The organism is Streptomyces sp. NPDC006208, assembly GCF_040613775.1.
GTDB lineage: Bacteria > Actinomycetota > Actinomycetes > Streptomycetales > Streptomycetaceae > Streptomyces.
In genome coordinates this window covers 226,177-252,746 of record NZ_JBEXSW010000001.1, presented here as the reverse complement: position 1 = coordinate 252,746, position 26,570 = coordinate 226,177, and the positions used below count along the sequence as shown (strand labels likewise).

The 26,570-nt window shown below is 71.5% G+C and carries 23 protein-coding genes; 15 read left to right on the top strand and 8 right to left on the bottom strand.

What is annotated here, in order from left to right; genetic code table 11:
- Positions 1-34: 34 nt before the first annotated feature.
- A complete protein-coding gene (locus ABZ208_RS01160; protein WP_356907468.1) occupies positions 35-1,534 on the bottom strand; it encodes a sodium:solute symporter in 1,500 nt (499 codons plus the stop codon).
- Positions 1,535-1,675: 141 nt separating this feature from the next.
- Here ABZ208_RS01160 and ABZ208_RS01155 point away from each other — a divergent pair, with 141 nt between their 5' ends.
- The 5 genes from ABZ208_RS01155 to ABZ208_RS01135 all read left to right on the top strand — a co-directional run bounded on the left by ABZ208_RS01155 (position 1,676) and on the right by ABZ208_RS01135 (position 7,046).
- The gene (locus ABZ208_RS01155; RefSeq protein WP_356907467.1) at positions 1,676-3,454 is read left to right on the top strand and encodes a PucR family transcriptional regulator; all 1,779 of its coding nucleotides are present in this window, start codon (positions 1,676-1,678) and stop codon (positions 3,452-3,454) included.
- 251 nt (positions 3,455-3,705) lie between these two features.
- Positions 3,706-4,188: a hypothetical protein gene (locus ABZ208_RS01150; protein WP_356907466.1), complete on the top strand. Its 483-nt coding sequence runs from the start codon at positions 3,706-3,708 to the stop codon at positions 4,186-4,188.
- Positions 4,189-4,645: 457 nt separating this feature from the next.
- Positions 4,646-5,803, top strand: coding sequence for an acyl-CoA dehydrogenase family protein (locus ABZ208_RS01145; protein ID WP_356907465.1), 1,158 nt, complete (start codon positions 4,646-4,648; stop codon positions 5,801-5,803).
- 22 nt (positions 5,804-5,825) lie between these two features.
- On the top strand, positions 5,826-6,707 hold the full coding sequence (gene tesB / locus ABZ208_RS01140) for an acyl-CoA thioesterase II (protein WP_356907464.1): 882 nt from the start codon (positions 5,826-5,828) through the stop codon (positions 6,705-6,707).
- 66 nt (positions 6,708-6,773) lie between these two features.
- Positions 6,774-7,046, top strand: a complete 273-nt coding sequence (locus ABZ208_RS01135; RefSeq protein WP_356907463.1) for a hypothetical protein — start codon at positions 6,774-6,776, stop codon at positions 7,044-7,046.
- Between the two features lie 41 nt (positions 7,047-7,087).
- Here the strand turns inward: ABZ208_RS01135 and ABZ208_RS01130 are convergent, their stop codons facing one another.
- From ABZ208_RS01130 to ABZ208_RS01115, 4 genes are all read right to left on the bottom strand, one after another.
- Positions 7,088-8,173 carry a histidine kinase gene (locus ABZ208_RS01130; protein ID WP_356907462.1) on the bottom strand — a complete coding sequence of 362 codons (1,086 nt, stop codon included), beginning with the start codon at positions 8,171-8,173 and terminating at the stop codon, positions 7,088-7,090.
- The gene (locus tag ABZ208_RS01125; protein WP_356907461.1) at positions 8,170-8,835 is read right to left on the bottom strand and encodes a response regulator transcription factor; all 666 of its coding nucleotides are present in this window, start codon (positions 8,833-8,835) and stop codon (positions 8,170-8,172) included. Before ABZ208_RS01125 ends, ABZ208_RS01130 begins: the two co-directional genes overlap by 4 nt.
- A gap of 496 nt (positions 8,836-9,331) precedes the next feature.
- On the bottom strand, positions 9,332-10,120 hold the full coding sequence (locus tag ABZ208_RS01120; protein ID WP_328400361.1) for a phosphatase: 789 nt from the start codon (positions 10,118-10,120) through the stop codon (positions 9,332-9,334).
- Positions 10,121-10,246: 126 nt separating this feature from the next.
- Positions 10,247-10,990: a metallophosphoesterase gene (locus ABZ208_RS01115; protein ID WP_356907460.1), complete on the bottom strand. Its 744-nt coding sequence runs from the start codon at positions 10,988-10,990 to the stop codon at positions 10,247-10,249.
- A gap of 121 nt (positions 10,991-11,111) precedes the next feature.
- On the opposite strand from ABZ208_RS01115, the gene ABZ208_RS01110 reads away from it, so the two are divergent.
- Positions 11,112-11,723, top strand: a complete 612-nt coding sequence (locus ABZ208_RS01110) for an ABATE domain-containing protein (protein ID WP_356907459.1) — start codon at positions 11,112-11,114, stop codon at positions 11,721-11,723.
- A gap of 103 nt (positions 11,724-11,826) precedes the next feature.
- Here ABZ208_RS01110 and ABZ208_RS01105 read toward each other — a convergent pair whose 3' ends face one another.
- Positions 11,827-12,420 (bottom strand): TetR/AcrR family transcriptional regulator, encoded by a 594-nt coding sequence (locus ABZ208_RS01105; RefSeq protein WP_328400357.1) that lies wholly within the window; start codon positions 12,418-12,420, stop codon positions 11,827-11,829.
- Positions 12,421-12,508: 88 nt separating this feature from the next.
- On the opposite strand from ABZ208_RS01105, the gene ABZ208_RS01100 reads away from it, so the two are divergent.
- From ABZ208_RS01100 to ABZ208_RS01075, 6 genes are all read left to right on the top strand, one after another.
- Positions 12,509-14,125: a carboxyl transferase domain-containing protein gene (locus ABZ208_RS01100; RefSeq protein WP_356907458.1), complete on the top strand. Its 1,617-nt coding sequence runs from the start codon at positions 12,509-12,511 to the stop codon at positions 14,123-14,125.
- Between the two features lie 30 nt (positions 14,126-14,155).
- Positions 14,156-16,123 carry a biotin carboxylase N-terminal domain-containing protein gene (locus tag ABZ208_RS01095; protein ID WP_356907457.1) on the top strand — a complete coding sequence of 656 codons (1,968 nt, stop codon included), beginning with the start codon at positions 14,156-14,158 and terminating at the stop codon, positions 16,121-16,123.
- Positions 16,120-17,061 carry a hydroxymethylglutaryl-CoA lyase gene (locus ABZ208_RS01090; protein ID WP_356907456.1) on the top strand — a complete coding sequence of 314 codons (942 nt, stop codon included), beginning with the start codon at positions 16,120-16,122 and terminating at the stop codon, positions 17,059-17,061. The genes ABZ208_RS01095 and ABZ208_RS01090 overlap by 4 nt, the downstream gene beginning before the upstream one ends.
- A 5-nt stretch (positions 17,062-17,066) precedes the next feature.
- On the top strand, positions 17,067-18,227 hold the full coding sequence (locus ABZ208_RS01085) for an acyl-CoA dehydrogenase family protein (RefSeq protein ID WP_356907455.1): 1,161 nt from the start codon (positions 17,067-17,069) through the stop codon (positions 18,225-18,227).
- 189 nt (positions 18,228-18,416) lie between these two features.
- Positions 18,417-19,451 (top strand): ABC transporter substrate-binding protein, encoded by a 1,035-nt coding sequence (locus ABZ208_RS01080; RefSeq protein ID WP_356907454.1) that lies wholly within the window; start codon positions 18,417-18,419, stop codon positions 19,449-19,451.
- A 2-nt stretch (positions 19,452-19,453) separates the two neighbouring features.
- Complete coding sequence (locus ABZ208_RS01075; RefSeq protein WP_356907453.1) at positions 19,454-20,293, top strand: siderophore-interacting protein; 840 nt, start codon at positions 19,454-19,456, stop codon at positions 20,291-20,293.
- A gap of 450 nt (positions 20,294-20,743) precedes the next feature.
- Here ABZ208_RS01075 and ABZ208_RS01070 read toward each other — a convergent pair whose 3' ends face one another.
- On the bottom strand, positions 20,744-22,366 hold the full coding sequence (locus ABZ208_RS01070) for a beta-N-acetylhexosaminidase (protein ID WP_356907452.1): 1,623 nt from the start codon (positions 22,364-22,366) through the stop codon (positions 20,744-20,746).
- Positions 22,367-22,575: 209 nt separating this feature from the next.
- On the opposite strand from ABZ208_RS01070, the gene ABZ208_RS01065 reads away from it, so the two are divergent.
- The 3 genes from ABZ208_RS01065 (at position 22,576) to glmS (ending at position 25,695) form a co-directional block, all read left to right on the top strand.
- Positions 22,576-23,466, top strand: coding sequence for a DUF4429 domain-containing protein (locus ABZ208_RS01065; RefSeq protein ID WP_356907451.1), 891 nt, complete (start codon positions 22,576-22,578; stop codon positions 23,464-23,466).
- 67 nt (positions 23,467-23,533) lie between these two features.
- Complete coding sequence (locus ABZ208_RS01060) at positions 23,534-23,812, top strand: hypothetical protein (protein ID WP_328400343.1); 279 nt, start codon at positions 23,534-23,536, stop codon at positions 23,810-23,812.
- A gap of 65 nt (positions 23,813-23,877) precedes the next feature.
- The gene (glmS, locus tag ABZ208_RS01055; protein ID WP_356907450.1) at positions 23,878-25,695 is read left to right on the top strand and encodes a glutamine--fructose-6-phosphate transaminase (isomerizing); all 1,818 of its coding nucleotides are present in this window, start codon (positions 23,878-23,880) and stop codon (positions 25,693-25,695) included.
- Positions 25,696-25,952: 257 nt separating this feature from the next.
- Here the strand turns inward: glmS and ABZ208_RS01050 are convergent, their stop codons facing one another.
- Positions 25,953-26,522, bottom strand: a complete 570-nt coding sequence (locus tag ABZ208_RS01050) for a GPR1/FUN34/YaaH family transporter (protein ID WP_328400340.1) — start codon at positions 26,520-26,522, stop codon at positions 25,953-25,955.
- Positions 26,523-26,570 lie beyond the last annotated feature (48 nt).

The following is a 26,570-nucleotide window of genomic DNA, read 5'->3' as shown; positions in this document are numbered from 1 at the left end:
GCACTTCAATGCGCTTCGATGCGGTTTTAAGACTTTAACTCTGTACGGCTGCGGGACTGCCCGCCTCCTCCAGCGGAGCCTCCGCCTCGGAGTCCTCCTCGGACCCGCCGCGTCCCGCCAGGCGCTCGCGCCAGTTGGCCAGGACCGCCTGGTCCGTCGGAGGCGTGGCCAGGCTGACGATCAGGTAGGCGGCGAGGGAGGCCAGCAGGCCGTAGTAGACGGGCTCGTTGGCGAGGATGCCGTACTTCCACATCAGGGTGATGACCGCGAGGCCACCGACGACGACGGAGGACAGTGCGCCGTACACGGTGCCGCGCTTCCAGAGCAGCCCGCCGAGGATCGGGACCAGCAGTCCGCCGACGAGCAGGTTGTAGGCGACGGTCAGCGCCTCGATCACGTTGTTGAGCGCGATCGCGATGCAGATGACGGCGATGCCCATCACCAGGATGAAGATCCGGTTGCCCTTGACCTCGTCGTGCGCCTCGCCGTCGGCGCGGGGGGTGACGGCGCCGCGCAGCCGCGACCAGATGTCGTTGTTGGCGACGGTGGCACACGCGATCAGGGCACCCGACGAGGTGGACATCACCGCGGCGAGCGCGGCGGCGAGGACCAGGCCCCGCACACCGAGGGGCAGTTCGTCCTTGACGATGGTGGCGAAGGCGTCGTCCGCGTTGGGCAGCTTCGGGTAGAGGACCTTGGCCGCGGTGCCGATCACGGCGCCGGCGAGCGCGTACACCAGGCAGTACGTACCGGCGACGGTGCCGCCCCACTTGGCCGTGCGGTCGCTGCGCGCGGTGAAGACGCGCTGCCAGATGTCCTGTCCGATCAGCATGCCGAAGGTGTAGATGAGGACGTAGGTGAAGATCGTCTCACCGCCGATACCGAGCGGTGCGAAGTACTCGGTGGGCAGCTGCGCCTTCATCTCGGCGAATCCGCCGGCCTTGATCACGGCGATGGGCAGCAGCAGGAGCAGCACACCGATCGTCTTGACGACGAACTGCACCATGTCGGTGAGGGTGATCGACCACATGCCGCCGAGGGTGGAGTAGGCGACGACGATCGAGCCGCCGAGGATGATCGCGACGGTCCGGTTCATGTCGAAGAGGACGTCGAAGATCGTGGCGTACGCGATGGTCGAGGTGACCGCGAGCATCAGCGTGTAGGCCCACATCACGACACCGGTGATCAGACCGGCCTTGCCGCCGTAGCGGAGGTCGAGCATCTCGGAGACGGTGTAGACCTTCAGCCGCGCGATGCGCGCGGAGAAGAAGATGGAGAGGGCGAGAAGGCCGAGGCCGATGGTGAAGACCATCCAGGCGCCCGAGAGCCCGTACTTGTAGCCGAGGCCGACGCCGCCGATGGTGGATGCGCCGCCGAGCACGATGGCGGCCATGGTGCCGGAGTACATCGAGGGGCCGAGCCGGCGGCCCGCCACCAGAAACTCGCTCTTGGACTTGGCGCGGCGCATGCCCCACCAGCCCATGCCGAGCATGCCGGCCAGATAGACGACGATCACTGCATAGTCGACAGCCATCGGCATTCCTTTCGTCTCGTCCCCCGCGGTCTCCGGGTCAGTGCGCGGCACTGCTGTTGGGAGTCGACGGTAGGTGGCTGGAAAGGGACGCAGAAGTGTACGTTTTATCTATTCTTCATCCCGCCGATGGATGGACTGTCCATGCCGGAGCCCGCAGCAGCCCCGCCCAACCCACCCATCTCGCTGGCCTCACTGCTGGCCGACCCGGAGCTGGGGCTCCGCCGGATCGCCGGGCCGGACGACGAGGACGCCATCGCCATTCACATGGTGCACACGTCCGAGATGGCGGACCCCTATCCCTATCTCCTCGGCGGCGAGCTGCTGATGAGCGCGGGTGTCCTGCTGAAGGATCCCGACCGCTATGTGTCCCGGATCGTCGAGGCGGGCGCGGCGGCGCTCGGCTTCGGGGTCGCTCCGGTGTACGACACGGTGCCCCCCGACCTGATCGAGGCGTGCGACCGGCACGGTCTGCCGCTGGTCGAGGTGCCGCCGCAGACGACGTTCACGGCGGTCGCGCGAGCGGTGTGGCGGCTGATGGCGGAGGCCCGCCACCGTGAGCTGCGCCGGGTGACCCAGGCCCAGCAGGGCCTGGCCGCGGCGGCGGCCCGCCCCGACCCGGTCCCGGCGGTGCTGCACCAGCTGGCGGCGCGGCTGGGGGGCTGGGCGGTCCTGCTCGGCCCGGACGGCACCCAGCTTCACGCCGCGGGCCGCACGCCCGCCCCGGAGGCGGTGGCGGGCATCACGCGGCTGGCGCGCGTGGTCAATCCCCCGCAGCCGGCCGATACGACGGCTTCGGCGGGCACGTCCCGCACGGCCCCGTCGTCGGCGACGGACACGGTGACCTCACCGTCACCGGGGGCGTCCGGCGGGGAGGGCTCTTCGGCCGCGGCCGAGCCCGCCGCCGGCGAGACCCGCCCCGGACGGGGCGCCTCCGGGGCAGGGGCTGCTTCCGAAGCCGCGACTGCTGCGCCCGGCGCCGGTGCCGCCGCCGCGCGCGACACGTCCGGTCCCCGTCCCGGAAGGACCGGCACCGCCTCAGGCGCAGAGGCCACCACCGGGAGCGGCACCCGCGCAGCGGGGGGCGCGGCGGGCGCACCCTCCGCCACCCGGGCCTCCTCGGGGGTCCCCGTAGGCGCTGCCGGGCCCGGGGGCCCCTCCGACACGCATCTGTCCGCCTACGCCCTCGGCGGCAGCCAAGGCCTCGTGCTGGGACTTGCCGCGCCTGCCCGGGAGGCCGGCGATCACACCGTCGCCGGTGTGGCCGTGGTGCTGCTCTCGCTGCTCACCGCCCCGCACCAGGGCGCCGCCGCCACCGACCGGAGCACCGCGCTCGTACGGCTGCTGCTCGGCGCGAGCCCCGCCGAAGCTGCCGGGCTGCTCGGCCCCGGACCGTGGACGGTGGTCCGCGCGCGGGGCGGCCGGGGCACGCCCTTCGCCGCATCCGCGCTCGGTGCCGCACTCGGCAGCTCCCTCGTCGACCCGGACGCGGACGGTGACGTGCGGATCCTGCTCCGGGCCGGCCGCGAGGTGACACCCCGGCCCGGCTGGACGCTCGGAGTCAGCGCGCCCGCGGGACCCGACGAGCTGGCGGCCGCCGACACCCAGGCCGCACGGGCGGTGCGCCGGGCGATCGCCACGCGGGCCGCGCTCGTCAGGCACCGGGAGACCACCCTGGCCGGGCTGCCGTCGCCGGACGAGGCCCTGCAGCGTCTCGCTCCCCTCGGCGACTCCCCCGCGCTCGTCGAGACCCTGCGCACCTGGCTGTCCCTGCACGGCAGCTGGGACCGTACGGCCGCTGCGCTGGAGGTCCACCGCAACACGGTGCGCCAGCGCATCGCGCGCTGCGCGGCGCTGCTGGACGACGACCTGGACGACCCGGATGTACGGATGGAGCTCTGGTTCGCGCTTCGCCACAGCTGACGCCGAGACGTACGGCTGCGCCCCTTTCGGCATCCACGCTCGCGGCGGCTTCACCGTCCACGGTGGCGACCCGTCGGGGAACCCGCGCGGCCGGCCATCTCAGGCATACGGCAGCGGATCCACGCCGCTGTCCGCGACCACAGTGGGTTGTCCGGACGTCCGGCCATCTGGCGGGAGCCCACCACGGAGGCGTGACAAGGCTGTCGAGAAAAGCCAAGTCCCTTGACCAACAGCTGTGTTGGAATCCAGGTATGACGACCACCACTGTCGGGCCGGCGCAACTCCCCCCGGACGAACCGGCCCACCGCCTGCGGGCCGAGCTCGAGCGGCTACGCGGCGAGGCGACCCGGCAGAAGGACCTCGCCCACCGGCGGGCGGAGTTCTGGGCCAAGGCCGACGTCGTCCTCGGCTTCCCCGCGGCCCTGCTGGCCGGCACGGCAGGAGCGACAGGACTGGCCACGGCAGACGCGCGCATTCCGGCTGCCCTGCTCGCCCTGGCCTCCGCCGGGTTCACCGCCGGGGCGGGATTCCTCCGGAGCGCGACCAGGTGCAGGGCCAACAAACGCGCCCGGCATGCGTGGGCCGCGCTGGAAGGGAGGGCCACGGTGAAGCTGGCACAGGAGCACGTGACCGCCGAGGATCTGGGTGAGCTGCTGGAATGCCGCCAGTCAGCACTCGCGGCCTACGACGGCGAGGACCCGCAGCCGGGGCAGCCGCCGCTCGCCCCGGGCTGAGCCGGAAGACGACGCGACCCCGGCTCTGCGCGATCCGGCATACGTCACGCCGCGTCCCGGCCGTGCGGACCACCACGCGGCGTGGCCGGGCGTGGGTGACCGTGCGAGCGGGAGCATGCCGGAGACACGGCCGATCAGGTCGGCGGCCGTACCGGGCTGGACGGCTTCGGCGTCGCCTGCGACGCGGGACACGGTTGCGGCCCCGCCGCCGATGGGACAGCGGAGCCTGCCCTCCCGTCCGGCCCCAGGGGAGCAGTCGCACCATGCCTGCCGCCCGGGCCGGTCACGCGGCCACCCCGATGCCGCGGATCGGGCGCATCGAGGCCCCGCGCCACACCGCCGGCGCCGGGGGACGTGCTCATCCTCACTCTGGACAGGCCTGCGAACCGCCGGGTAACTTAGGACTGAGCAAGCGCTTAGACATCCAGGGTAACCACACAGTCACGAGGAGGCGTCCGTGCGCCGTACCGTTTTCAACGAGGACCACGAGGCGTTCCGGGAGACCATCCGGGCCTTCATCGAGGCTGAGGTCGTGCCCGTCTACGACGAGTGGTTCGCGGCCGGCCAGGCGCCTCGCGACTTCTACTACAAGCTCGGTGAGCTGGGTGTCTTCGGCATCAACGTCCCCGAGGAGTTCGGCGGCGCAGGCCTGGACACGCACAAGTTCGAGGCCGTGCTCTACGAGGAGACCTCGCGTGCGGGCGTGAACTTCGGCGGCTCCGGCGTGCATGTGCTGCTCGCCCTGCCCTACATCAAGATGCTCGCCAATGACGAGCAGAAGAAGCGCTACCTGACGAAGTTCGTCACCGGCGAGGAGATGTGGGCGCTGGCGATGACCGAGCCGGGCACCGGCTCCGACGTCGCGGGCATGAAGACCACCGCGAAGCTCTCGGAGGACGGCACGCACTACGTCCTCAACGGCGCCAAGACCTTCATCACCGGCGGCGTGCACGCCGACCGCGTGATCGTGTGCGCGCGCACCTCCGCCCCGCGCGAGGACGACCGCCGCTTCGGCATCTCCCTGTTCGCGGTGGACACCAAGTCCGAGGGCTACTCCGTCGGCCGCAAGCTGGACAAGCTCGGCCTGCGCACCTCCGACACCGCGGAGCTGGCCTTCGTCGACGTGAAGGTCCCGGTCGAGGACCTGCTCGGCGAGGAGAACAAGGGCTTCTACTACCTCGGCGCGAACCTGCCCTCCGAGCGCTGGGGCATCGCCTTCGGCGCGTACGCGCAGGCCAAGGCCGCCGTCCGGTTCGCCCAGCAGTACGTGCAGGAGCGCACCGTCTTCGGCAAGACCGTCGCGTCCTTCCAGAACACCAAGTTCGAACTGGCCGCCTGCCAGGCCGAGGTGGACGCCGCCGAGGCGGTCGCCGACCGTTCCCTGGAGGCCCTCGACGCCGGTGAGCTCACGCCCGCAGAGGCCGCCTCCGCGAAGCTGTTCTGCACCGAGGTGGCCCACCGCGTCATCGACCGCTGCCTCCAGCTGCACGGCGGCTACGGCTACATGAACGAGTACCCGATCGCCCGCCTCTACGCCGACAACCGCGTCAACCGCATCTACGGCGGCACCAGCGAGGTCATGAAGTCGATCATCGCCAAGGACATGGGTCTGTAAGCAAGCTCTGTACGTTCCTTCCATGAGCTCAGCACTTGACGATCTGCTCGATCTGCTCGACCTGGAGCAGATCGAGCAGAACATCTTCCGGGGCCGGTCACGCTCGGCAATCGTGCCCCGTGTCTTCGGCGGACAGGTCGCGGCCCAGGCGCTCGTCGCCGCGGGCCGCACCGTGCCCGACGACCGCACGGCCCACTCGCTGCACGCGTACTTCCTGCGCATGGGCGACCCGGGCGCACCGATCGTCTACACGGTCGACCGCATCCGGGACGGCCGGTCCTTCACCACGCGCCGGGTCGTCGCCGTGCAGCACGGTGCGCCGATCTTCCATCTCTCGGCGTCGTTCCAGACGTACGAGGAAGGACTCGAGCACCAGGCCGCGATGCCGCCCGCCCCGGCCCCGGAGACGCTGCCGACGGCGGAGGAGATCCTGCCGCGGTACAAGGACAGGTTCGTCCACCCCGACACGGTGCAGCGGATGATCGAGGCACGCGCCGCGGTCGACCTGCGGTACGTGGACGAGCCGCCGTACGGCGAGTTCGGGCAGCCCCGCGAGCCCCGCTCCCAGGTGTGGTTCCGCGCGAACGGCAAGCTTGCCGACGATCCGCTGCTGCACGTCTGCCTCGCGACGTACGTCTCCGACATGACCCTGCTGGACTCTGTGCTGCTCGCGCACGGCCGCGGCGGCTGGGCGGTCGGTGACGTGGTGGGCGCGTCCCTGGACCACGCGATGTGGTTCCACCGGCCGTTCCGCGCGGACGAATGGCTGCTGTACGACCAGGAGTCGCCGTCGTCGTCCGGCGGCCGTGGCCTGGGCCAGGCGCGGATCTACACCCAGGACGGACGGCTCGCGATCTCGGTGATCCAGGAAGGCGTGGTCCGCGTTCCGCACACCTCGTCCTGACGCTCGGACGACTGACCGTGTGGACACGTCCGTCCAGGCGAGCGCACCGGAGAGAGGGCCGAGCACGTGCTTGCCGACTACGCCCCCGACGACATCGGGGCGGACGACGGCTCCGAGCGGATGAAGGCACCCGCGACCCGTACGGCCCGCATCCTGTGGGTCACGGGCGGCATCGCGCTGATCGTGCTGACCTTCGCCGTGCTCGCCGCCGAGCAGATGGAGGTCGCGGGCCTCGGGGACGATACGCCGCTGTACGGCACGATCGCGCTGCGGTGCGCGGAGTTCGGCCTGCTGTCGGCCGGCGCGTACGGCCTCGTACGCGGCCGGTGGCGCGGCTGAGAGACCGGGCGGGGATCAGGCGGCAGGCGGGTGCGCGGTGATCACCACGAGGCCGGCGCCGGCAACGGCAGCACCGCGTCGAGGGCGAAGCCGCCGTCCGGCGCGGCGGCCGTGGTGAGAGTGCCGCCGAGGGCCGCCGTGCGCGCTCTCAGACCCGGCAGCCCCTGACCGCCGCCCGGCTCGGAGCGCAGGCCGGGCACGGACGGTGGACCGTTGCGGACGGAGATGCGCAGGGTGCCGGGTGCGCGGTGGACCGCGACGTCGGTCCGGGCACCCGGCGCATGGCGGCGCACGTTCGTCAGTGCCTCCTGGACGATGCGGTAGGCGGTGTGCTGGATCTCCGGCGGGCAGCCCGTGAGGTCCGCTCGGGCCAGGTCCGCGCGTACGCCCTCGCCCGCGGCTGCGACAAGTTCGGGGAGCTGTGCCAGGCCCGGGTTCTCGTGGCGGATCGCCTGGCGCAGGTCGGCCGCCGCGTGTCTGCTCAGCTCGCCCAGCGCCTCGGCCTCCACGCGGAAGCCGGGGGAGTCCGCCGCGGCGGCGAGTACGGTGCAGCGAAGGCTGATCAGGCTCAGGTGGTGGGCGGCGGTGTCGTGGACGTCCCGGGCCAGCCGCTCCCGTTCCCGCAGTGCCGCCTGCTCGGCGGCGTACCGGTGCTCGCGCTCCCGGGACAGGGCCAGTTCGGCGAGACGGGCGGCGAGTTCGCGGCGGGCTCGGCCGAGCAGGCCCAGCGCGGCGGGCGCGACCGCCAGCAGCCCGGAGAGCAGCAGGCCCAGGGTGATGTCCGGCATCGACCACGGGTAGCTGTCGAGGTACCGCCACGGCACGAACGACACCACGGCGACCGCCGCCGCGGCGGCGGCCACCTCGCGGCGGCGCCGTTCGGACATGGCGAGGGCGTGCAGCGCGGCCAGCGCCGGGATCCACAGCACACCGGTGGCCAGGGTCGGCAGGGCGAGGAGCATGATCGTGCGGGGGAAGCGGCGCCGCATGGGCAGTACGCCCGCCACGGTCAGCGCGGCGGGGAAGATCCAGCCGGGGAGCGCGGACCGTGTCGCCAGCGCCTCGGCCACGGCGGCGGCAACGACCAGGCCTTCGACGGCCCACGTCCGGAAGGAGCCCGGCCTCATGGCGCGGCCGACCGGTGGACCACGGAGGCGAGTCCGACGCGGCTGTCGACGGCGAGCTTCCGCTTCAGCGCGCCGATGTGCGTCTTCACCGTCGTCACGCCCATGCCGAGATGCGCCGCGATGTCGGCGTTCGACAGCCCGGCGGCGATCAGTGCCAGCACTTCCCGCTCCCGCTCGGTGAGGGTGTCCAGGTGGCCGGGAAGGACGGGCGGGTCCGGCAGCAGGGCCTTCGCCGCGTATCCGGCCAGCACGGCCGCGCTGCCGGGCGGCGTGCACATCACGCCGCCCGCGACGAGCAGCCGCACGGCGTCGGCGAACAGACGTGGCTCCATCGTCTTGAGCAGAAAGCCGGACGCACCGCCCCGCAGGGCCCGGTCGAGGTGGTCTGCGGTGTCGAGGGCGGTGAGCATCGCGACGGCGGGCGGGGTGGGCAGGGCCTTGAGCGTGCGCAGCACGTCGAGGCCGTGGGCGGACGGCATGTCGATGTCCAGCAGGACCAGGTCGGGTGCCAGGGCGCGGACCGTGTCGAGGGCGTCGGGCCCGTCGCAGGTGCCCACGACGGTGACCTGGTCGTCTAGATCCAGGACCTGCTGCAGTGCGGTGCGTACGAGTTCCTCGTCGTCGACGACCAGGACGTGAACCGGCCTCAAGTCGTAGTGCAAAGGTCGTCCTGTGGTCTGAGCGATGTGGCGGCGACGGCTGCGAGCCTGGTTGCAGATCCTAGAACGCCACAAGCGCCACGGGGATCCCCCGGGGGCTTCGACCAACCCCCCGGGACCACGCACACCCGGGAACGCCGTCCGGCCGCCGAGCCGGCCGCCGAAGGGAAACGGTCCGGTGAGCGCAGAGCGGACGGCCGAGGAGGAACCGTTGTACGGCGAGTTGTCGTACGACGCGGCCGGGACCGCCGCCCGGGGCGAAGGCCCCGGAAGGTGAGCGCGCACTGTGGATCGCCGGCGGGACGGCACGCCAGGGCGCGGGGCGCGATGGTCGCGGTGCTGCTGGGGAGCACGTACCGCGTGGTGCGCGGCAGCCGGCGCGAGTGGCGGCCCGGGCCGCATCACCGCGCGCGGCGCTGCCCCGCGTCGGGGCCGCCGTCGAACGCCCCCGCCGGTCACCCGGCGGGGCTGAGCCCTTCCGAGTGACGTCCCCCATGGGTCACTCGGAGGAGCTGAGTCCCGCCGCGTCCAGCAGGTAGGCGGTCATGGGGTCGTAGAAGCGCGGGTCCGTGACGTGGTCGTCGAGCGGGACCGTCACCTGAAGGGTGCCCTCCGCCTCACCGATGAACAGGGCGGGGTCGTTGCTGTCGGCGTACCCGACGGCGTCCAGGCCGCGCTGGCCTGCGCAGCCCGCCCAGCCGTGGTCGGCGACGACAAGATCGGGCTGCGGTCTGCCCTCACGCTCCAGTCCGTCCAGGATCGCGGCCATCGGTGCGGGCGAGTGGGTGTGCCACAGGGTCGCGCCGCGCTCCAGCACGGCGACGTCCGCGAACTGGAACACCATGCCTTCGTCCGCCATCAGGCCGCTCGGGATCCGTACGATCTCGCACCCGGCGGCCCGCAGCGCGGCGGCGGTCTCGCGGTGCACGTCCAGCAGCCCGCCGGGGTGCCCGGTCGCGAACAGCACGCGCTCCTGCCCGGCGGCGGCCTTGCGCAGCCGGGCCGCCATCCGCTCCAGTGCGTCGACGGTCAGCTCGGGGTCGATGGTGTCCTGACCATGCCGGTGCCCGGGGTCGTCGCTGACCCCGCACCGCTCGGCCATCACTGCCAGTACGTCCTGCTCGTCGCTCCACCGGTCGCCGAGCTCCAGCCCGAGCCAGTAGTGACGGTCGCCGTTGGCGAGCTTGCGGTAGTGGGAGAGGTTGTTGTCGCGGGGTGTGGCGACGTCACCGGCGATACGGGTGCGGACGAGATGTTCGACGAGGGCGGCACGGCTGGGTATCGGCATGAGCCCATTGTGCCGTCAGGTGCGCGCACAGTACGCATCATCCCGAACGGTGGGACGTGTCACGCCCGCCGCGCTGCCGCTCGCGGCACCTTCGGCGGCGATGTCGCGGCCCGGGTGGGGGGCCGGTCAGAGCACGACGCGGTAGTGGGTGGTCAGGCGCCGGTCGTTGTCGAGGACGTGGAAGGCGAGTCCGGGCGGCTGGTCGCGGTCGGCCGGGTCGTCGCCCTCCCAGGGCATGCGCAGGGTCCAGGTGACGGCCGGTCCGACGATCAGCGGGCGTCCGGCGAAGGTGGAGGCGGCCGCCGTGTGGGCGTGGCCGGTGAGCACCGCGACGACACGGGGGTGTGCGTCGAGCAGCTCGGCCAGCTGCCCGGGCTGTTCGAGCCGGGAGCCGTCGGCCAGCGGGTGGTGCAGGTCGACCGGCGGCTGGTGGAAGGCGATCAGGGCGGGGGTGTCCTGCGGCAGGTCGGCGAGGCGGGCCTCGATCCAGGCGAGGGTCTGTGGGTCGAGGCGCCCTTCGTCGCGCCCGGGGATCGTGGAGTCGCACATCAGGATCGCGGTGCCGGCGATGTGGTGGACCTCGTTGACCGGGTCCTGGGCGGGTGCCCTGCCGAGCAGGACCTTGCGGTAGGCCGCACGCGCGTCGTGGTTGCCGGGGCAGGTGAGCACCGGGAAGGGGGCGGACAGGATCCGGGCCGCTTCCTCGTACTCGGCCTCGTCGCCGTGGTCGGCGATGTCGCCGGTGACCAGGAGCGCGTCGACCTGGCGTGGCAGAGCCCTGAGGTGGTCCATGACGCGGGTGGCGCGTCGGGTGGCCCTGTCGGTGCCGTCCAGGTGCAGATCACTGATGTGGGCGAGCAGTGCCGCCATGGTCCCCCCAGAATGTCTAACGGTAAATTACGTGCTATCCGTTAGATGACTTTAGGGCGCACGGGCGGATGTGATCAAGTGGCTGCCGTCCGGGGACCGGGAAGAAGGAAGGGGACGCCTCATGGAGAGCCGGCCGGCACTGGAGCTGGCGAGCACGATCCGCCACGACGGCAGCGGCGGCGTCGCCGACGACCTGACCACGGTTCAGGGGACGACACGGTGGATCCGGGAGCAGGCCGGCCTGCCGGACAGCGTCGTCCCCGCCGGCTTCGAGGCCGACGAGGAACTCCGGCGGCGGGTCACCGGTGTGCGGCGGGCGGTCCGGGCGTTGTTCGCACGCGCGGTGAGCCCCGCCCCGGCCAGTCCTGCGGATGCACGCGCCCTGATGCCGATGGAGGAGGCCCTGGCCCACCTCAATGCGGCCGCCGCGCTGGAGTCCGTCGCACCGCAGCTGGACTGGCCGCCCGGAGGGGCGCCCACGGTCCGGCTGCGGTCGGGCGAGGGCGATCCGGCCGTGCGGCTCGTGGCCGCGCTGGCCCGTGCCGCCATCGAGTTCCTGACCGGACCCGACCGGGAGCAGCTGCGGGCCTGTACGGCACCGCGGTGCGTGCGCTATTTCGTCAAGGGCCACGGACGGCAGGAGTGGTGCAAGCCGTCATGCGGAAACCGCGCCCGGGCGGCGCGCCACTACCGGCGCCGGCACACCGTGACCGACGGCGGTCCCGGGTCCTGAGCGCCGGGGTGAGCGCGGCGGACGCCGGCAGGAGCGAGTGGGCGGCGACCACCCGCCTCCGTACGGGGCGGTCGACGCAGCCGGCCCGTCGAACCGTGAGGCGTCAGCGCGCCAGGGCCGCGAACGCTCCGTGCGCCAGGCGGCGCAGCAGCGCCTCCGCCGCCGCCCGGCCGGAGAGGCCGTCTCCCGTCGAGCCCAGGTGCGGCGTCGAGTTCAGCAGGCCGAACACCGCGTGGACCGCCGCGCGGGCCTCCGATTCGGGGACCTGCGGGTGCAGGTCGCGCACCACCGTGACCCACAGCTCCACGTACTGCCGCTGCAGCTGACGCACCAGTTTGCGGTCGCTGTCCCGCAGGCGGTCCAGCTCGCGGTCGTGCAGAGTGATCAGCGGGCGGTCGTCGAGCGCGAAGTCGATGTGGCCGTCGATGAGGGACGCCAGCACCGCCTCCGGGCCCGTCGCCGCCTCCGCCACCCGCAGCCGGCCGCCGCTCAGGAGCCGCTCACTGATGCCGACCAGCAGCTCCGCCAGCATCGCGTCCTTGCCCGCGAAGTGGCGGTACAGCCCCGGGCCGCTGATCCCGACGGCCGCCCCTATCTCGTCGACGCCCACCCCATGGAATCCGCGCTCGGCGAAGAGGCGCGCGGCCTCCTTGAGGATCTGCTCGCGGCGCGTCGGGGCCGAGGTCCTGGTGCTCATGAGGATTCATTCTAGACAGGGCGGTTAGCGGTCGTTAACCTAAGGGAAACACGTTAACGCTCATTAACCGAGCAAGGGAGCTCGAGCGATGCAGCAGGCACCAGTGCTGGCGAGCGCCGCAGACCCGGCGTCCCAGGCCTGGCAGGCCAACGAGGCGGCTCATCAGGAGCTGGCCGACGGCCTGCGGTCCCGTCTTGCGGCGGCGCGCCTCGGCGGTGGCGAGAAGGCCCGCGCCCGGCACACCGCACGCGGGAAGCTTCTGCCGCGCGACCGGGTGGACACCCTCCTCGACCCCGGCTCGCCGTTCCTGGAGCTCGCCCCCCTCGCCGCCGAGGGGATGTACGAGGGGCAGGCCCCGGCCGCCGGCGTGATCGCCGGTATCGGCCGGGTCAGCGGCCGCGAGGTCGTCGTCGTCGCGAACGACGCCACCGTCAAGGGCGGCACGTACTACCCGATGACGGTCAAGAAGCATCTGCGGGCCCAGGAGGTGGCACTGGAGAACCGCCTGCCGTGCGTCTACCTCGTCGACTCCGGCGGCGCCTTCCTGCCCATGCAGGACGAGGTCTTCCCGGACCGCGAGCACTTCGGCCGGATCTTCTACAACCAGGCCCGGATGTCCGGCGCCGGCATCCCTCAGATCGCCGCGGTCCTCGGCTCCTGCACCGCCGGCGGGGCGTATGTCCCGGCGATGAGTGACGAGGCGGTGATCGTGCGCAACCAGGGCACGATCTTCCTCGGCGGCCCGCCGCTGGTGAAGGCCGCGACCGGCGAGGTCGTCACCGCCGAGGAACTCGGCGGCGGCGAGGTCCACTCCCGGGTCTCCGGTGTCACGGACCACCTCGCCGAGGACGACGCCCATGCGCTGAGGATCGTCAGGAACATCGTCGCCACCCTGCCCGAGCGCGGGCCCCTCCCCTGGTCCGTCGAGCCCGCCGAGGAGCCCAAGGTCGACCCCGCCGGGCTGTACGGAGCGGTGCCGGTGGACTCCCGCACGCCCTACGACGTGCGCGAGGTGATCGCCCGGATCACCGACGGCTCCCGGTTCGCCGAGTTCAAGGCGGAGTTCGGGCAGACCCTGATCACCGGCTTCGCCCGGATCCACGGCCACCCCGTCGGCATCGTCGCCAACAACGGCATCCTGTTCTCCGAATCCGCCCAGAAGGGCGCGCACTTCATCGAGCTGTGCGACCAGCGCGGCATCCCCCTCCTCTTCCTGCAGAACATCTCCGGCTTCATGGTCGGCAAGGACTACGAGGCGGGCGGCATCGCCAAGCACGGCGCCAAGATGGTCACCGCGGTCGCCTGCACCCGCGTGCCGAAGCTCACCGTCGTCGTCGGCGGTTCGTACGGCGCGGGGAACTACTCGATGTGCGGCCGGGCCTACAGCCCCCGGTTCCTGTGGATGTGGCCGAACGCCAAGATCTCGGTGATGGGCGGCGAGCAGGCCGCATCCGTGCTGGCCACCGTCAAGCGCGACCAGTTGGAGGGCCGCGGTGAGCAGTGGCCCACCGAGGCGGAAGAAGCCTTCAAGGACCCCATCCGCGCCCAGTACGACACCCAGGGCAACGCCTACTACGCGACCGCGCGGCTGTGGGACGACGGCGTCATCGACCCGCTGGAGACCCGGCAGGTGCTGGGCCTGGCTCTGACCGCTTGTGCCAACGCCCCGCTGAACGACCGCGGCTTCGGCGTCTTCCGGATGTAAGGGACTGCTGTGACATTCAAAGGACAGCCGATGTTCGACACCGTTCTGGTCGCCAACCGTGGCGAGATCGCCGTACGGGTCATCCGCACCCTGCGGACGCTGGGCGTCCGTTCCGTCGCCGTGTTCAGCGACGCGGACGCCGGTGCGCGCCATGTCCGCGAGGCGGACACCGCCGTCCGCATCGGCCCCGCTCCGGCCGCCGAGAGCTATCTGTCCGTCGAGCGGCTGCTGGACGCGGCGGTGCGCACCGGCGCGCAGGCCGTCCACCCCGGTTACGGCTTCCTCGCCGAGAACGCGGGCTTCGCCCAGGCGTGCGCCGAGGCCGGGCTGGTGTTCATCGGCCCGCCCGCCTCAGCCATCTCGCTGATGGGCGACAAGATCCGCGCCAAGGAGACGGTGAAGGCGGCCGGCGTCCCGGTCGTCCCCGGCTCCTCCGGCAGCGGACTGACCGACGACGAACTGGCCGCGGCGGCCCGGGAGATCGGTATGCCGGTGCTGCTCAAGCCCTCCGCGGGCGGCGGCGGCAAGGGCATGCGGCTCACGCGCGTGGAGTCGGCGCTCCTGGACGAGATCGCGGCCGCCCGGCGCGAGGCACGGGCGTCCTTCGGCGACGACACGCTCCTCGTGGAGCGCTGGATCGACCGCCCCCGCCACATCGAGATCCAGGTGCTGGCCGACGGCCACGGCAATGTGGTCCACCTCGGCGAACGCGAGTGCTCCCTCCAGCGCCGCCACCAGAAGATCATCGAGGAGGCGCCGAGCGTCCTGCTGGACGACGCGACGCGCGCCGCGATGGGTGAGGCGGCCGTCCAGGCGGCCCGCTCCTGCGGCTACCGCGGCGCGGGCACGGTGGAGTTCATCGTCCCCGGCAAGGACCCGTCCCAGTACTACTTCATGGAGATGAACACCCGCCTGCAGGTGGAGCACCCGGTCACCGAGCTCGCCGTGTCGATCGCGGGGGGCGGCCTGGACCTGGTGGAGTGGCAGCTGCGCGTCGCGGCCGGTGAGCAACTGTCCTTCACCCAGGACGACATCGCGATCACGGGTCACGCGATCGAGGCCCGTATCTGCGCCGAAGACCCTTCCCGCGGTTTCCTGCCCTCCGGCGGCACCGTCGTGCGGCTCCACGAGCCGCAGGGCGATGGTGTGCGCACCGACTCGGGCCTGACCGAGGGCTCGGAGGTCGGCAGTCTGTACGACCCGATGCTGTCGAAGGTCATCGCGTACGGCCCCGATCGCGCGACCGCCCTGCGCCGGCTGCGCGCGGCCCTGTCGGACACCGTCACGCTCGGCGTCCCGACGAACGCGGGCTTCCTGCGACGGCTGCTGGCCCATCCGGCGGTCGTGGCGGGCGACCTGGACACCGGCCTGGTCGAGCGCGAGGCGGACGCCCTGGTCCCCGCCGGGGTCCCGGACGAGGTGTACGAAGCGGCGGCGGCGGTCCGGCAGGCGGACCTCGAGCCGGAAACGGCCGGCGGCTGGACGGACCCCTTCTCGGTGCCGAGCGGCTGGCGGATGGGCGGCGAGGCTGCCCCGCTCGCCTTCCCGCTGCGTGTCCCGGGACTCGAACCCGTGACGCACACGGCCCGGCCGGGCGCCGCCCGTGTCACGGACGACCGTGTCTCCGTCGAACTGCACGGGGTCACCCACACGTTCCACCGGGCCGGTCACTGGCTCGGCCGGGACGGCGACAGCTGGCACGTCATGGACTTCGACCCGGTCGAGGCCGCCCTCAGCGGCGCCGCGCGCTCGGGCGTCGACACGTTGGCGGCACCCATGCCGGGGACGGTCACCGTCGTCAAGGTGGCAGTCGGGGACGTGGTGGCCGCCGGACAGAGTCTGCTGGTCGTGGAGGCGATGAAGATGGAGCACGTCATCTCCGCCCCGCACGCCGGGACCGTCACCGAGCTCGATGTGACCGCCGGGACCACGGTCGCCATGGACCAGGTGCTCGCCGTGGTCACCCCGGACGAGCCTGAGCAGGAGGGGCAGGAATGACCGGCATCGAAGGACTGCCGATGGCCGTGCGGGAGCCCGGACTGCCTCAGCGCGTCCGTATCCACGAGGTGGGCGCCCGCGACGGCCTGCAGAACGAGAAGTCGGTCGTGCCGGTGGAGGTGAAGGCCGAGTTCGTCCGCCGCCTCGCCGACGCCGGACTGACCACCATCGAGGCGACCAGCTTCGTGCACCCCAAGTGGGTGCCCCAACTGGCCGACGCCGAGCAGCTGTTCCCGCTCGTGCGCGGCCTCGGGGTCCGCCTTCCCGTGCTGGTGCCGAACGATCGGGGCCTGGACCGGGCCCTGGCGCTGGGCGCCCGCGAGGTCGCCGTGTTCGCCAGTGCCACCGAGTCGTTCGCCAAGGCCAATCTCAACCGCACCGTCGACGAGGCGCTCGCCATGTTCGAGCCGGTCGTCATAAGAGCGGTCGAGCAGGGCCTGAAGGTGCGCGGCTATCTGAGCATGTGCTTCGGCGACCCCTGGGAGGGCGCCGTCCCGATCGAGCAGGTCGTCCGGGTCTCCAGGCAGTTGGTGGACATGGGCTGCGACGAGCTGAGCCTCGGCGACACGATCGGTGTCGCCACCCCCGGCCATGTCTCGGCCCTGCTCACCGCGCTGAACGAGGCGGGCGTGCCGACGGGCACGATCGCCGTGCACTTCCACGACACCTACGGTCAGGCGCTCTCGAACACACTCGCCGCACTGCGGCACGGCGTGAGCGTCGTCGACGCATCCGCGGGCGGCCTCGGCGGCTGCCCGTACGCGAAGAGCGCGACCGGAAACCTCGCCACCGAAGACCTCGTGTGGATGCTTCACGGCCTCGGCATCGAAACCGGGGTCGACCTCGGCCGGCTCACCGCCACGAGCGCGTGGATGGCCGACCAGCTGGGCCGTCCCAGCCCCTCCCGTACCGTCCGTGCCCTCTCCCACAAGGAGTGACCCCCATGTCCCTTGACCACCGGCTCTCCGCCGAACACGAGGAACTCCGCCGTACGGTCGAGGAGTTCGCGCAGGAAGTGGTCGCCCCGAAGATCGGCGACTTCTATGAGCGCCACGAGTTCCCGTACGAGATCGTCCGCGAGATGGGCCGGATGGGTCTGTTCGGACTGCCCTTCCCCGAGGAGTACGGCGGCATGGGCGGCGACTATCTCGCCCTCGGCATCGCCCTCGAGGAGCTGGCCCGCGTCGACTCGTCCGTCGCCATCACGCTGGAGGCGGGTGTCTCCCTCGGCGCGATGCCGATCTACCGCTTCGGCACCGAGGAGCAGAAGCAGGAGTGGCTGCCGCGGCTGTGCTCGGGCGAGATGCTGGGCGCGTTCGGGCTGACCGAGCCGGACTGCGGCTCGGACGCCGGCGGCACCCGCACCACGGCCGTCCGCGACGGCGACGAGTGGGTCATCAACGGCTCGAAGTCCTTCATCACCAACTCCGGTACGGACATCACCGGACTGGTCACGGTCACCGCCGTCACCGGCCGCACCCCCGAGGGCAAGCCGCTGATCTCCTCGATCATCGTCCCGTCCGGCACGCCGGGCTTCACCGTGGCCGCCCCCTACTCCAAGGTGGGGTGGAACGCCTCGGACACCCGTGAGCTCGCCTTCTCCGACGTCCGGGTGCCGGTGAGCAACCTGGTGGGCGAAGAGGGCCGCGGATACGCGCAGTTCCTGCGGATCCTGGACGAGGGCCGGATCGCGATCGCCGCGCTCGCCACGGGCCTCGCGCAGGGCTGTGTGGACGAATCGGTCAAGTACGCGAAGGAACGTCACGCCTTCGGCCGCCCGATCGGTGACAACCAGGCCATCCAGTTCAAGATCGCCGACATGGAGATGAACGCGTACACCGCCCGGCTCGCCTGGCGGGACGCGGCCTCCCGGCTGGTGGCCGGCGAGCCGTTCAAGAAGGAGGCGGCGCTCGCCAAGCTGCACTCCTCCACGGTCGCGGTGGACAACGCCCGTGAGGCGACCCAGATCCACGGCGGCTACGGCTTCATGAACGAGTACCCGGTGGCCCGGATGTGGCGGGACTCCAAGATCCTGGAGATCGGCGAGGGTACGAGCGAGGTCCAGAGGATGCTGATCGCCCGGGAGTTGGGGCTCACCGGCTGAGCCGTACCCCTACTGCACCCCACTACTGCGCGCGGCCTCCTGACGGGGCCGCGCGCAGTCGCGTGTCCCGAAGAGCGCAGCGCCGCAGTGCCCTGACACAGCCCCCTCCGGACTGAAGATGAGGTTAGGCTAACCTAGCCTCGAATCCGGCCAGCGGCCGAATCGGCACGTACGAAAGCGGACACCATCATGCCCAACGCCCGAGCTTCCCACCTCACTCGCCGCGGCCTGCTCGCCGCGGGCGGCGCACTCGGGCTGGGAGCCGCGCTCGCCGCCTGCGGCAAGGACGACCCCAGGACCGACGCCGCGGACAAGGGCGCCGGCAAGACGAAGTCCGGCCCCTGGTCGTTCACCGACGACCGCGGCCAGAAGGCCAAGTCGAAGACCACCCCGAAGAACATCGTGGCCTTCACCGGCACCGCGGCCGCACTGTTCGACTACGGCATCGAGGTCAAGGGCGTCTTCGGTCCGACGAAAACGGCCGACGGCAAGCCCGACGTCCAGGCCGGCGACCTCGACATCAGCAAGGTCGAGATCCTCGGCAACGTCTGGGGCGAGTTCAACGTGGAGAAGTACGCGGCGCTCGCACCGGAGCTGCTGGTCACCGCCATGTGGGAGAAGAACGCCCTGTGGTACGTGCCGGACCAGTCCAAGGACAAGATCCTCACGCTGGCCCCGAGCGTCGCCCTGTGGGCCGCGCAGACCAACGTCCCGAAGGCGATCCAGCGTCACGCCGAGCTGGCCGAGTCCCTCGGCGCCGATCTGAAGGCCAAGAAGGTCACCGACGCAAAGGCCCGCTTCGAGAAGGCCGCCGAGCGTCTGCGCCAGGCGGCCAAGTCCAAGCCGGAGATCAGGGTCCTCATCGGCTCCGGCAGCCAGGACCTCTTCTACGTCTCCGTCCCGAAGATGTCCGCGGACACGCTCTACTTCCAGGAGCTGGGCGTGAAGTTCGTCGAGCCGAAGCCCAACGCGCAAGGCTTCTTCGAGGAGCTCAGCTGGGAGAACGCCGACAAGTACAAGGCCGACGTCATCATCCTGGACAACCGCACCGGCACCCTGCAGCCCGACACCCTCAAGTCCAAGCCGACCTGGGCCAAGCTCCCCGCCGTCAAGGCCGGCCAGGTCTTCCCGCGCGTCACCGAGCCGATCTACTCCTACGACAAGTGCGCGCCCGTCCTCGAGGACCTCGCCAAGGCCATCGAGAACGCGAAGAAGGTCGCCTGACCATGACGACGCCGGCCGGGACCGCCCCGTTCGGATTCTTCGACCTGCAGGTTGTGCGGACGAGGCGGCTCGGCCCTTCGCTTGTCCGGGCCACCTTCACCGGGGACGGCCTGACGGACTTCGCCGCCGGCGGCCGCGACCAGTCCCTCTCGCTGTTCCTGCCTCACCCCGGCCAGGACGCTCCCGTGGTCCCTGTCGACGCCGGTGACATGTACGCCGTCCTCGGGGCCTGGCGGGCCCTGCCCGACGACGTGCGGGCGGTGATGCGGTCCTACACGGTGCGGGAGCAGCGTGCAGAGGCGGGCGAGATCGACATCGACTTCGCCGTACATGAGGACGGCGGGCCGGCCTGCCGCTGGGCGCTGGCCGCCGAACCCGGCCACCGTGTGACGGTGCTCGGCCCGGCCGTCGCCGACAACACGGGGGTTCGCTGCCGTCCGCCCGAGGACACCGACTGGGTACTGATCTGGGCGGACGAGACGGCGCTGCCCGCCGCCGCGGCCGTACTGGAGTGGCTGCCCGCGGGCCGCAAGGCCAGGGTCTGGCTCGAAGTGCCGCATGCCGGGGACCGGTTGCCCCTGGACACCAAGGCCGACGCCGAGGTCACCTGGCTGGTCCGGGACGAGGATGCCCCGTCGGCCGTGGAGGCCGTCGCGGCGGCCGAGTTCCCCGACGGCACCGGGTACGCCTGGATCGCGGGCGAGTCCGGCAGCGTCAAGGCGCTGCGCCGCCATCTGGTGAACGAGCGCCGGTTCGACCGCCGACGGGTCACGTTCGTCGGGTACTGGAAGCGGGGCCTGAGCGAGGACGGCCTGCGCGAGCAGGCGTCGGACGACGAGTGACCGAAGGTGTCGGGCAGCGGGTGGCGAAACGAATCGACACCCGCCGCCCGTGCACCGGAGTGAGTCCCGACGGCACTCCCCCGTGATCTTTGCCGTGGACCTCGCAGGGGCGCGCGGCACCACCTCGGCCGCACCCGACGAACCGGAGGACGTGTAGCTGCGGGACGCCGTCCACCTCCCCGACCGGCTCCGGCTGCGCCACAACCAGCAGTGGGTGGATCCGGCCGGCGCGTCGGGCGCACTGCGGCCGGCCGGCACCCGGGAGAACCCGATCGCGCGGTTCGCCGGCCCCGCCTGGCCGGGGGCAACGCCCGGCGGCAGCAGCGGACGGGGGTCGACGACCCGGGGGCGGGATCCCAGGGTCCGTTTCGGCACGGGCCACCCGCGCATACCGGCGGGCTGCCTTCCCGGGGTCCCGCGGCCGAAAGGCCGGAGGACCCCGGACCTGGGCTACCCGGCGGGCCAGGGCACCTGCGGCGAGCGGTAGTAGTCGATCCCCAGCGCCTCCATTCGCGGCCCCTGCGCCGCGAGACGCACCTTGTACTTCTCCCAGTCGTGCGTCGACGCGGGTGACCAGCCGAGCTCCGCGACCCCAGGCAGTCTCGGGAAGGCCATGTACTCGATGTGGTCGCTGGTGGAGATGGTCTCCGACCACAGCGGCGCCTCGACACCCTCGATCGCCGACGCGGGCGCGCCCGGCAGATAGGCCGCCGGGTCCCAGTCGTAGGACCGCTGCACCTCGACATAGCCGGCCCAGGCCAGGCCCAGCGGGGTGTCCTTGGTGTACTTCATGTCGAGATAGACCCGGTCGGCGGGCGACAGAATCAGCCGGGTGCCGTTCTGCGCGGCCCTCGCGACCTGTGCCTTCTCCGCCGGGCTGGTGCCGTCGAGCCCCCAGTACTGGGCGAGTGCGCCCTCGGCCGGGGTCGCGCCGGTCAGCTGGTGCCAGCCGATCACCGTCTTGCCGTACTTGGCGACGGTGGCCTGTGCCCTGTCCATGAAGGCGACGTAGTCCTCATGGCTGGTGGAGTGCGCCTCGTCGCCGCCGATGTGGAGGTACTTCCCGGGGGTGAGCGCAGCCACCTCCCGGATCACGTCGTCGATGAAGTCGTACGTGATCGCCTTGGGCACGCACAGCGAGCTGAAGCCGACGGAGGTGCCCGTGTACAGGGGCGGCGCGATGCCTGAGCAGTTCAGCTCGGCGTAGGAGGCCAGCGCGGCATTGGTGTGTCCCGGCATGTCGATCTCGGGCACGACCTCCATGTGGCGGGCGGCGGCGTACCGCAGGATCTCCTTGTACTGGGCCTTGGTGTAGTAGCCGCCCGGACCGCCGCCGACCTGGGTCGAGCCGCCGTGGGTGGCCAGGCGCGGCCAGGAGTCGACGGCGATCCGCCAGCCCTGGTCGTCGGAGAGATGGAGATGCAGCTTGTTGATCTTGTACAGGGCCAGCTGGTCGACGTAGCGCTTGACCTGGTCGACGGTGAAGAAGTGCCGGGAGACGTCCAGCATCGCGCCGCGGTGGCCGTAGCGCGGGGTGTCCGTGATCGTGCCGCCCGCGACCTGCCACGGCCCGGGCTGCCGGGTGTCCTTCTCCACGGCCGCGGGAAGCTGCTGGCGCAGCGTCTGTACGGCGTGGAAGAGCCCGGCGGGCCCTCGCGCGGTCAGGGTGAGGGCGCCCTGCGAGGACTGCAGCCGGTAGCCCTCGTCGCCGAGCTCCCGCTCGGCGGAGCGCAGCCGCAGCCGGATGCCGCCCGGACCCCGGGCCTCGGTGACGGGCAGGGCGTAGCCGGTGGAGGGCCGCAGCACGCCGGCCAGATACTCCCCGACGGCGCGCACCCCCGGTGAGCCGTCGACCTGGATGGTGGTTTGCGGGGTGAGGGTGTAGGGCGGGCCGCCGGGGAGTACGGAGGCGGGCGCGGGGACGATCTGGCCGAGCGGCCGGACCGGGTGGGCCCGGGCGGTAGCTGGTTCGGCGGCGTCGTCGGCATCGGCGGCCACCGCGCACGAGAGCGTGGCGGCCGCGGCGAGGAGCAGCGATCCGAGCAGTCGGGAAAACGGTCTGGGCTGACTCACGGCTGGGGTCCCTTCGACGGGGGCACAACTGTGGTGCAGAGCAACCGATCGGTCACCATGCGTACCGTGCACCTCAACTGCGGTCAAGGTGTAGACCACTTACTCGTTCATGCGATGACGTGTGCCCACCCGGGGGACGCCCCCCGGACCACCGGACGGAACTGCCCCCGCTTGGCCCTACCCCCGCCGGCCGCTGCGAGAATCCCTCCATGGCGGAAATCATCCAGAAGGACGGGACCTGGACGTTCGACGGTGACACGGTGCGCATCGTGCCCGGCAGCGACAAGAGCGTGGGCCTGCTGCGCCGGTCCCTCGGCGAAGTCGCCGTACCGCTGCGGGCGTTGGGCGGCATATCGTTCGAACCCGGCAAGAAGGCGGGACGACTGCGGCTGCGGCTGCGCGACGGCGCGGACCCTCTGCTGCAGATCACCGGGGGCCGACTGGACGACGGCTCCGACCCGTACCGGCTGAGCGTGGAGAGCGACCGCTCCGGGGTCGCCGAGTACTTCGTGGACGAGGTACGCCACGCGCTGCTGCTGGAGCAGGTGGAGGCAGGTCCGCTGGACGCCTATCTGCTGCCGGGCCCCGCTCTGCCGATCACCGTGGGAGCCGGCGACGGCACGGCCACCTTCGACGGGGACCGCATCCGCCTGGAGTGGAACTGGAAGACGGACGAGTCCAAGGCGTCCGGTGGCTCGCGCACCCTGGCGCTGGCGGATGTGCAGGCGGTGGAGTGGCTGCCCGCGGCCGGGCTGGAGAACGGCTATGTCCGCTTCGTGCTGTCCAAGGGCGCGGGACGCGTTCCGCCGAAGTACGACCCGCACGCGGTGGAGCTGTGGGGCTTCCGCAAGGACCCGTTGATGGCGCTGGTGGCGGCGGCGGTGGTGGCCCGCTTGCCGCATCCGTACGCCGCCGGTGACAGCGCCGCCGTGACCGGCGCCGCATCCGCGCCGGCGCCCCCGGCTGCCCTCCCTCCGGGCGGTGACGATCACGACGCGCTGCTGCGCCGACTGCGCGAGCTGGGCGAGCTGCATCAGGCCGGAATACTGACGGACGACGAGTTCAGCACCGCCAAAGCAGCCGTCCTGAAACGAATGTGACCAGTCTCCTGCCCGGATTCGGGCAGGATTCTTGCAAAGCCGAGGACTCGCCCCGCAATATCTACGGGTGCTCGAACACCGTCCGTCGTCGCACGACGACCTCGTCGACCATCTGGTGCGCAGCACCGCGCTGCGGCGCGGTGAGGCGGCCCGGGTGGTGCTCGACGTGCTGGCGTACTTCGACGAGACGACCGAGGAATTCGTCCGGCGGCGCCATCGCGAGCTGCAGTCCGGCGGCCATCCGAACACCGTGATCTTCGAGCGCATCGCGGCAGAGCTGCCGCACCGCGCCGTGGCGCCGCCGGAGCTCTCGCTCCGCCAGCTGCGCCGCATGATCTACGGCTGACCGGATTGCGGCCGAGCTGCCACGGACAGCGAGTACACACCTGATCTACGGAGGGGCAAGACTTTATGTGCGGAATTGTCGGATACATCGGCAAGCGTGATGTGGCTCCGCTGCTGCTGGAAGGCCTGCAGCGGCTGGAGTACCGGGGATACGACTCGGCGGGCGTGGTGATCAACAGCCCCAAGTCCGCCGCGCTGAAGATGGTCAAGGCCAAGGGCCGCGTCCGCGACCTCGAGGCCCGCGTCCCCAAGCGCTTCGCCGGGACCACCGGCATCGCCCACACCCGCTGGGCGACCCACGGCGCCCCGAGCGACGAGAACGCCCACCCCCACCTGTCCCCCGACAACCTGGTCGCCGTCGTCCACAACGGCATCATCGACAACGCTTCCGAGCTGCGCGCCAAGCTGGTGGCCGACGGGGTCGTCTTCGCCTCCGAGACCGACACCGAGGTGATCACCCACCTCGTGGCCCGCTCCCAGGCCGAGAGCCTGGAGGAGAAGGTCCGCGAGGCCCTCCGTGCGATCGAGGGCACGTACGGCATCGCCGTCATGCACGCCGACTTCCCCGACCGCATCGTCGTCGCCCGCAACGGCTCGCCGGTCGTCCTCGGCATCGGCGAGAAGGAGATGTTCGTCGCCTCGGACGTCGCCGCCCTCGTCGCCCACACCCGCCAGGTCGTCACCCTCGACGACGGCGAGATGGCCACCCTCAAGGCCGACGACTTCCGCACGTACACCACCGAGGGCTCCCGCACGACGGCGACGCCGACCACCGTGGAGTGGGAGGCCGAGTCGTACGACATGGCCGGCCACGACACGTACATGCACAAGGAGATCTGCGAGCAGCCCGACGCGGTCGACCGGGTGCTGCGCGGCCGTATCGACGACCGGTTCAACACGGTGCACCTGGGCGGACTGAACCTGGACGCCCGGGAGGCCCGTGGCATCCGCCGGGTCAAGATCCTCGGTTGCGGCACCTCGTACCACGCGGGTCTCATCGGCGCGGGTCTGATCGAGTCGCTGGCCCGGATCCCCGCGGACGCCGAACCGGCCTCCGAGTTCCGCTACCGCAACCCGGTCGTGGACCCCGACACCCTCTACGTGGCCGTCTCCCAGTCCGGTGAGACGTACGACGTGCTGGCCGCCGTCCAGGAGCTCAAGCGCAAGGGCGCCCGCGTCCTCGGCGTCGTGAACGTCGTCGGCTCGGCGATCGCCCGCGAGGCCGACGGCGGCACCTATGTGCACGCCGGCCCCGAGGTCTGCGTCGTGTCCACCAAGTGCTTCACCAACACGGTCGTCGCCTTCGCGCTGCTCGCCCTGCACCTGGGCCGCATCCGCGACCTGTCGGTGTCGGACGGCAGGCGGATCATCGAGGGTCTGCGCAAGCTGCCCGCACAGATCAGCGAGATCCTGGAGACCGAGGACGAGATCAAGAAGCTGGCCGAGCAGTACGCGGACGCCAAGTCGATGATGTTCATCGGCCGGGTGCGCGGCTACCCGGTGGCCCTGGAGGCCTCCCTGAAGCTCAAGGAGATCTCCTACATCCACGCCGAGGCCTACCCCGCCTCCGAGCTCAAGCACGGCCCGCTCGCGCTCATCGAGCCCGCGCTGCCGACGGTCGCGATCGTCCCCGACGACGACCTGCTGGAGAAGAACCGCGCCGCCCTGGAGGAGATCAAGGCCCGCAGCGGCCGGATCCTCGCGGTCGCGCACCGCGAGCAGGAGAAGGCCGACCACACCATCGTGGTACCGAAGAACGAGGACGAGCTGGACCCGATCCTGATGGGCATCCCGCTGCAACTCCTCGCCTACCACACGGCGTTGGCGCTGGGCCGGGACATCGACAAGCCCAGGAACCTCGCAAAGTCGGTCACGGTGGAGTAGTTCCACCGATGATCACGGCAGCGATCACCGAGCAACCTCCACGGCGGACAGCCGCCTCCGCGAGAGCAGGGGGTACCTCCTGGGGGTCCCCGGCCTGAGGCCGGCGTAGTAGCTCCGGGAAGGCTCAGCCGCAAAGAACAGCCCCCTGTGCATGCCACCGAGCACACAGGGGGCGTTCCTTGTTCCGGCCGGCGACACCCGATCCGCCGGCCTCAGAGGCTGCCTCGAGACCTCACCCGAGCCCGGGTGGCGCGGCCTCAGCCGGTGGCCGTCACTCCCCGGCCGGCAGCACGACCGGTGAAGGTCGGCCACTTGGCGAGCGCCGCCGTCGCGCCGTACCAGGCCACGAGGCCTGCCACCGCGCCGACCCAGCCGCCCGCCTTGGCGAGCCCGTCGTTCTCCGCGAAGGCCGCTATACCGCCGAGCAGCAACGACAGGGTCAGGAGCCCGTACACGCCCTGCCCCAGCACACCGCTCCCCGCGGACGCGGCGGTCAGGGTCAGCGCGAGCAAGGCCCACAGCAGCATGAACAGACCTGCCGCCTCGGCCGAGACCTCGCTGCCGGCGCTCGTGCCCCAGGTGAACCAGAAGGCACCGAGTCCGGCGAAGGCCGTGCCGCTGCCGCTGTCGCCCGCCCGGAACTCGAGCAGACCGACGATGAAGAGGGCGACCCCGCCGACCCACGTCGCGAGGGCGGCTGCGTCGCCCGCCGTGACGTTGTCGATCACTCCGGTGCTGCCGACGCCGAAGGCCAGCAGCGTCAGTCCGAGTGCGAGGTTGCCGAGAGTCGAAGTACCAGCGCTTCCCGCAGAGACATCCTTGTCCACGGCGGGCTCCCTTCCCTGTCCTGTGCAGTTGTGCTGCATCCCAGCCAC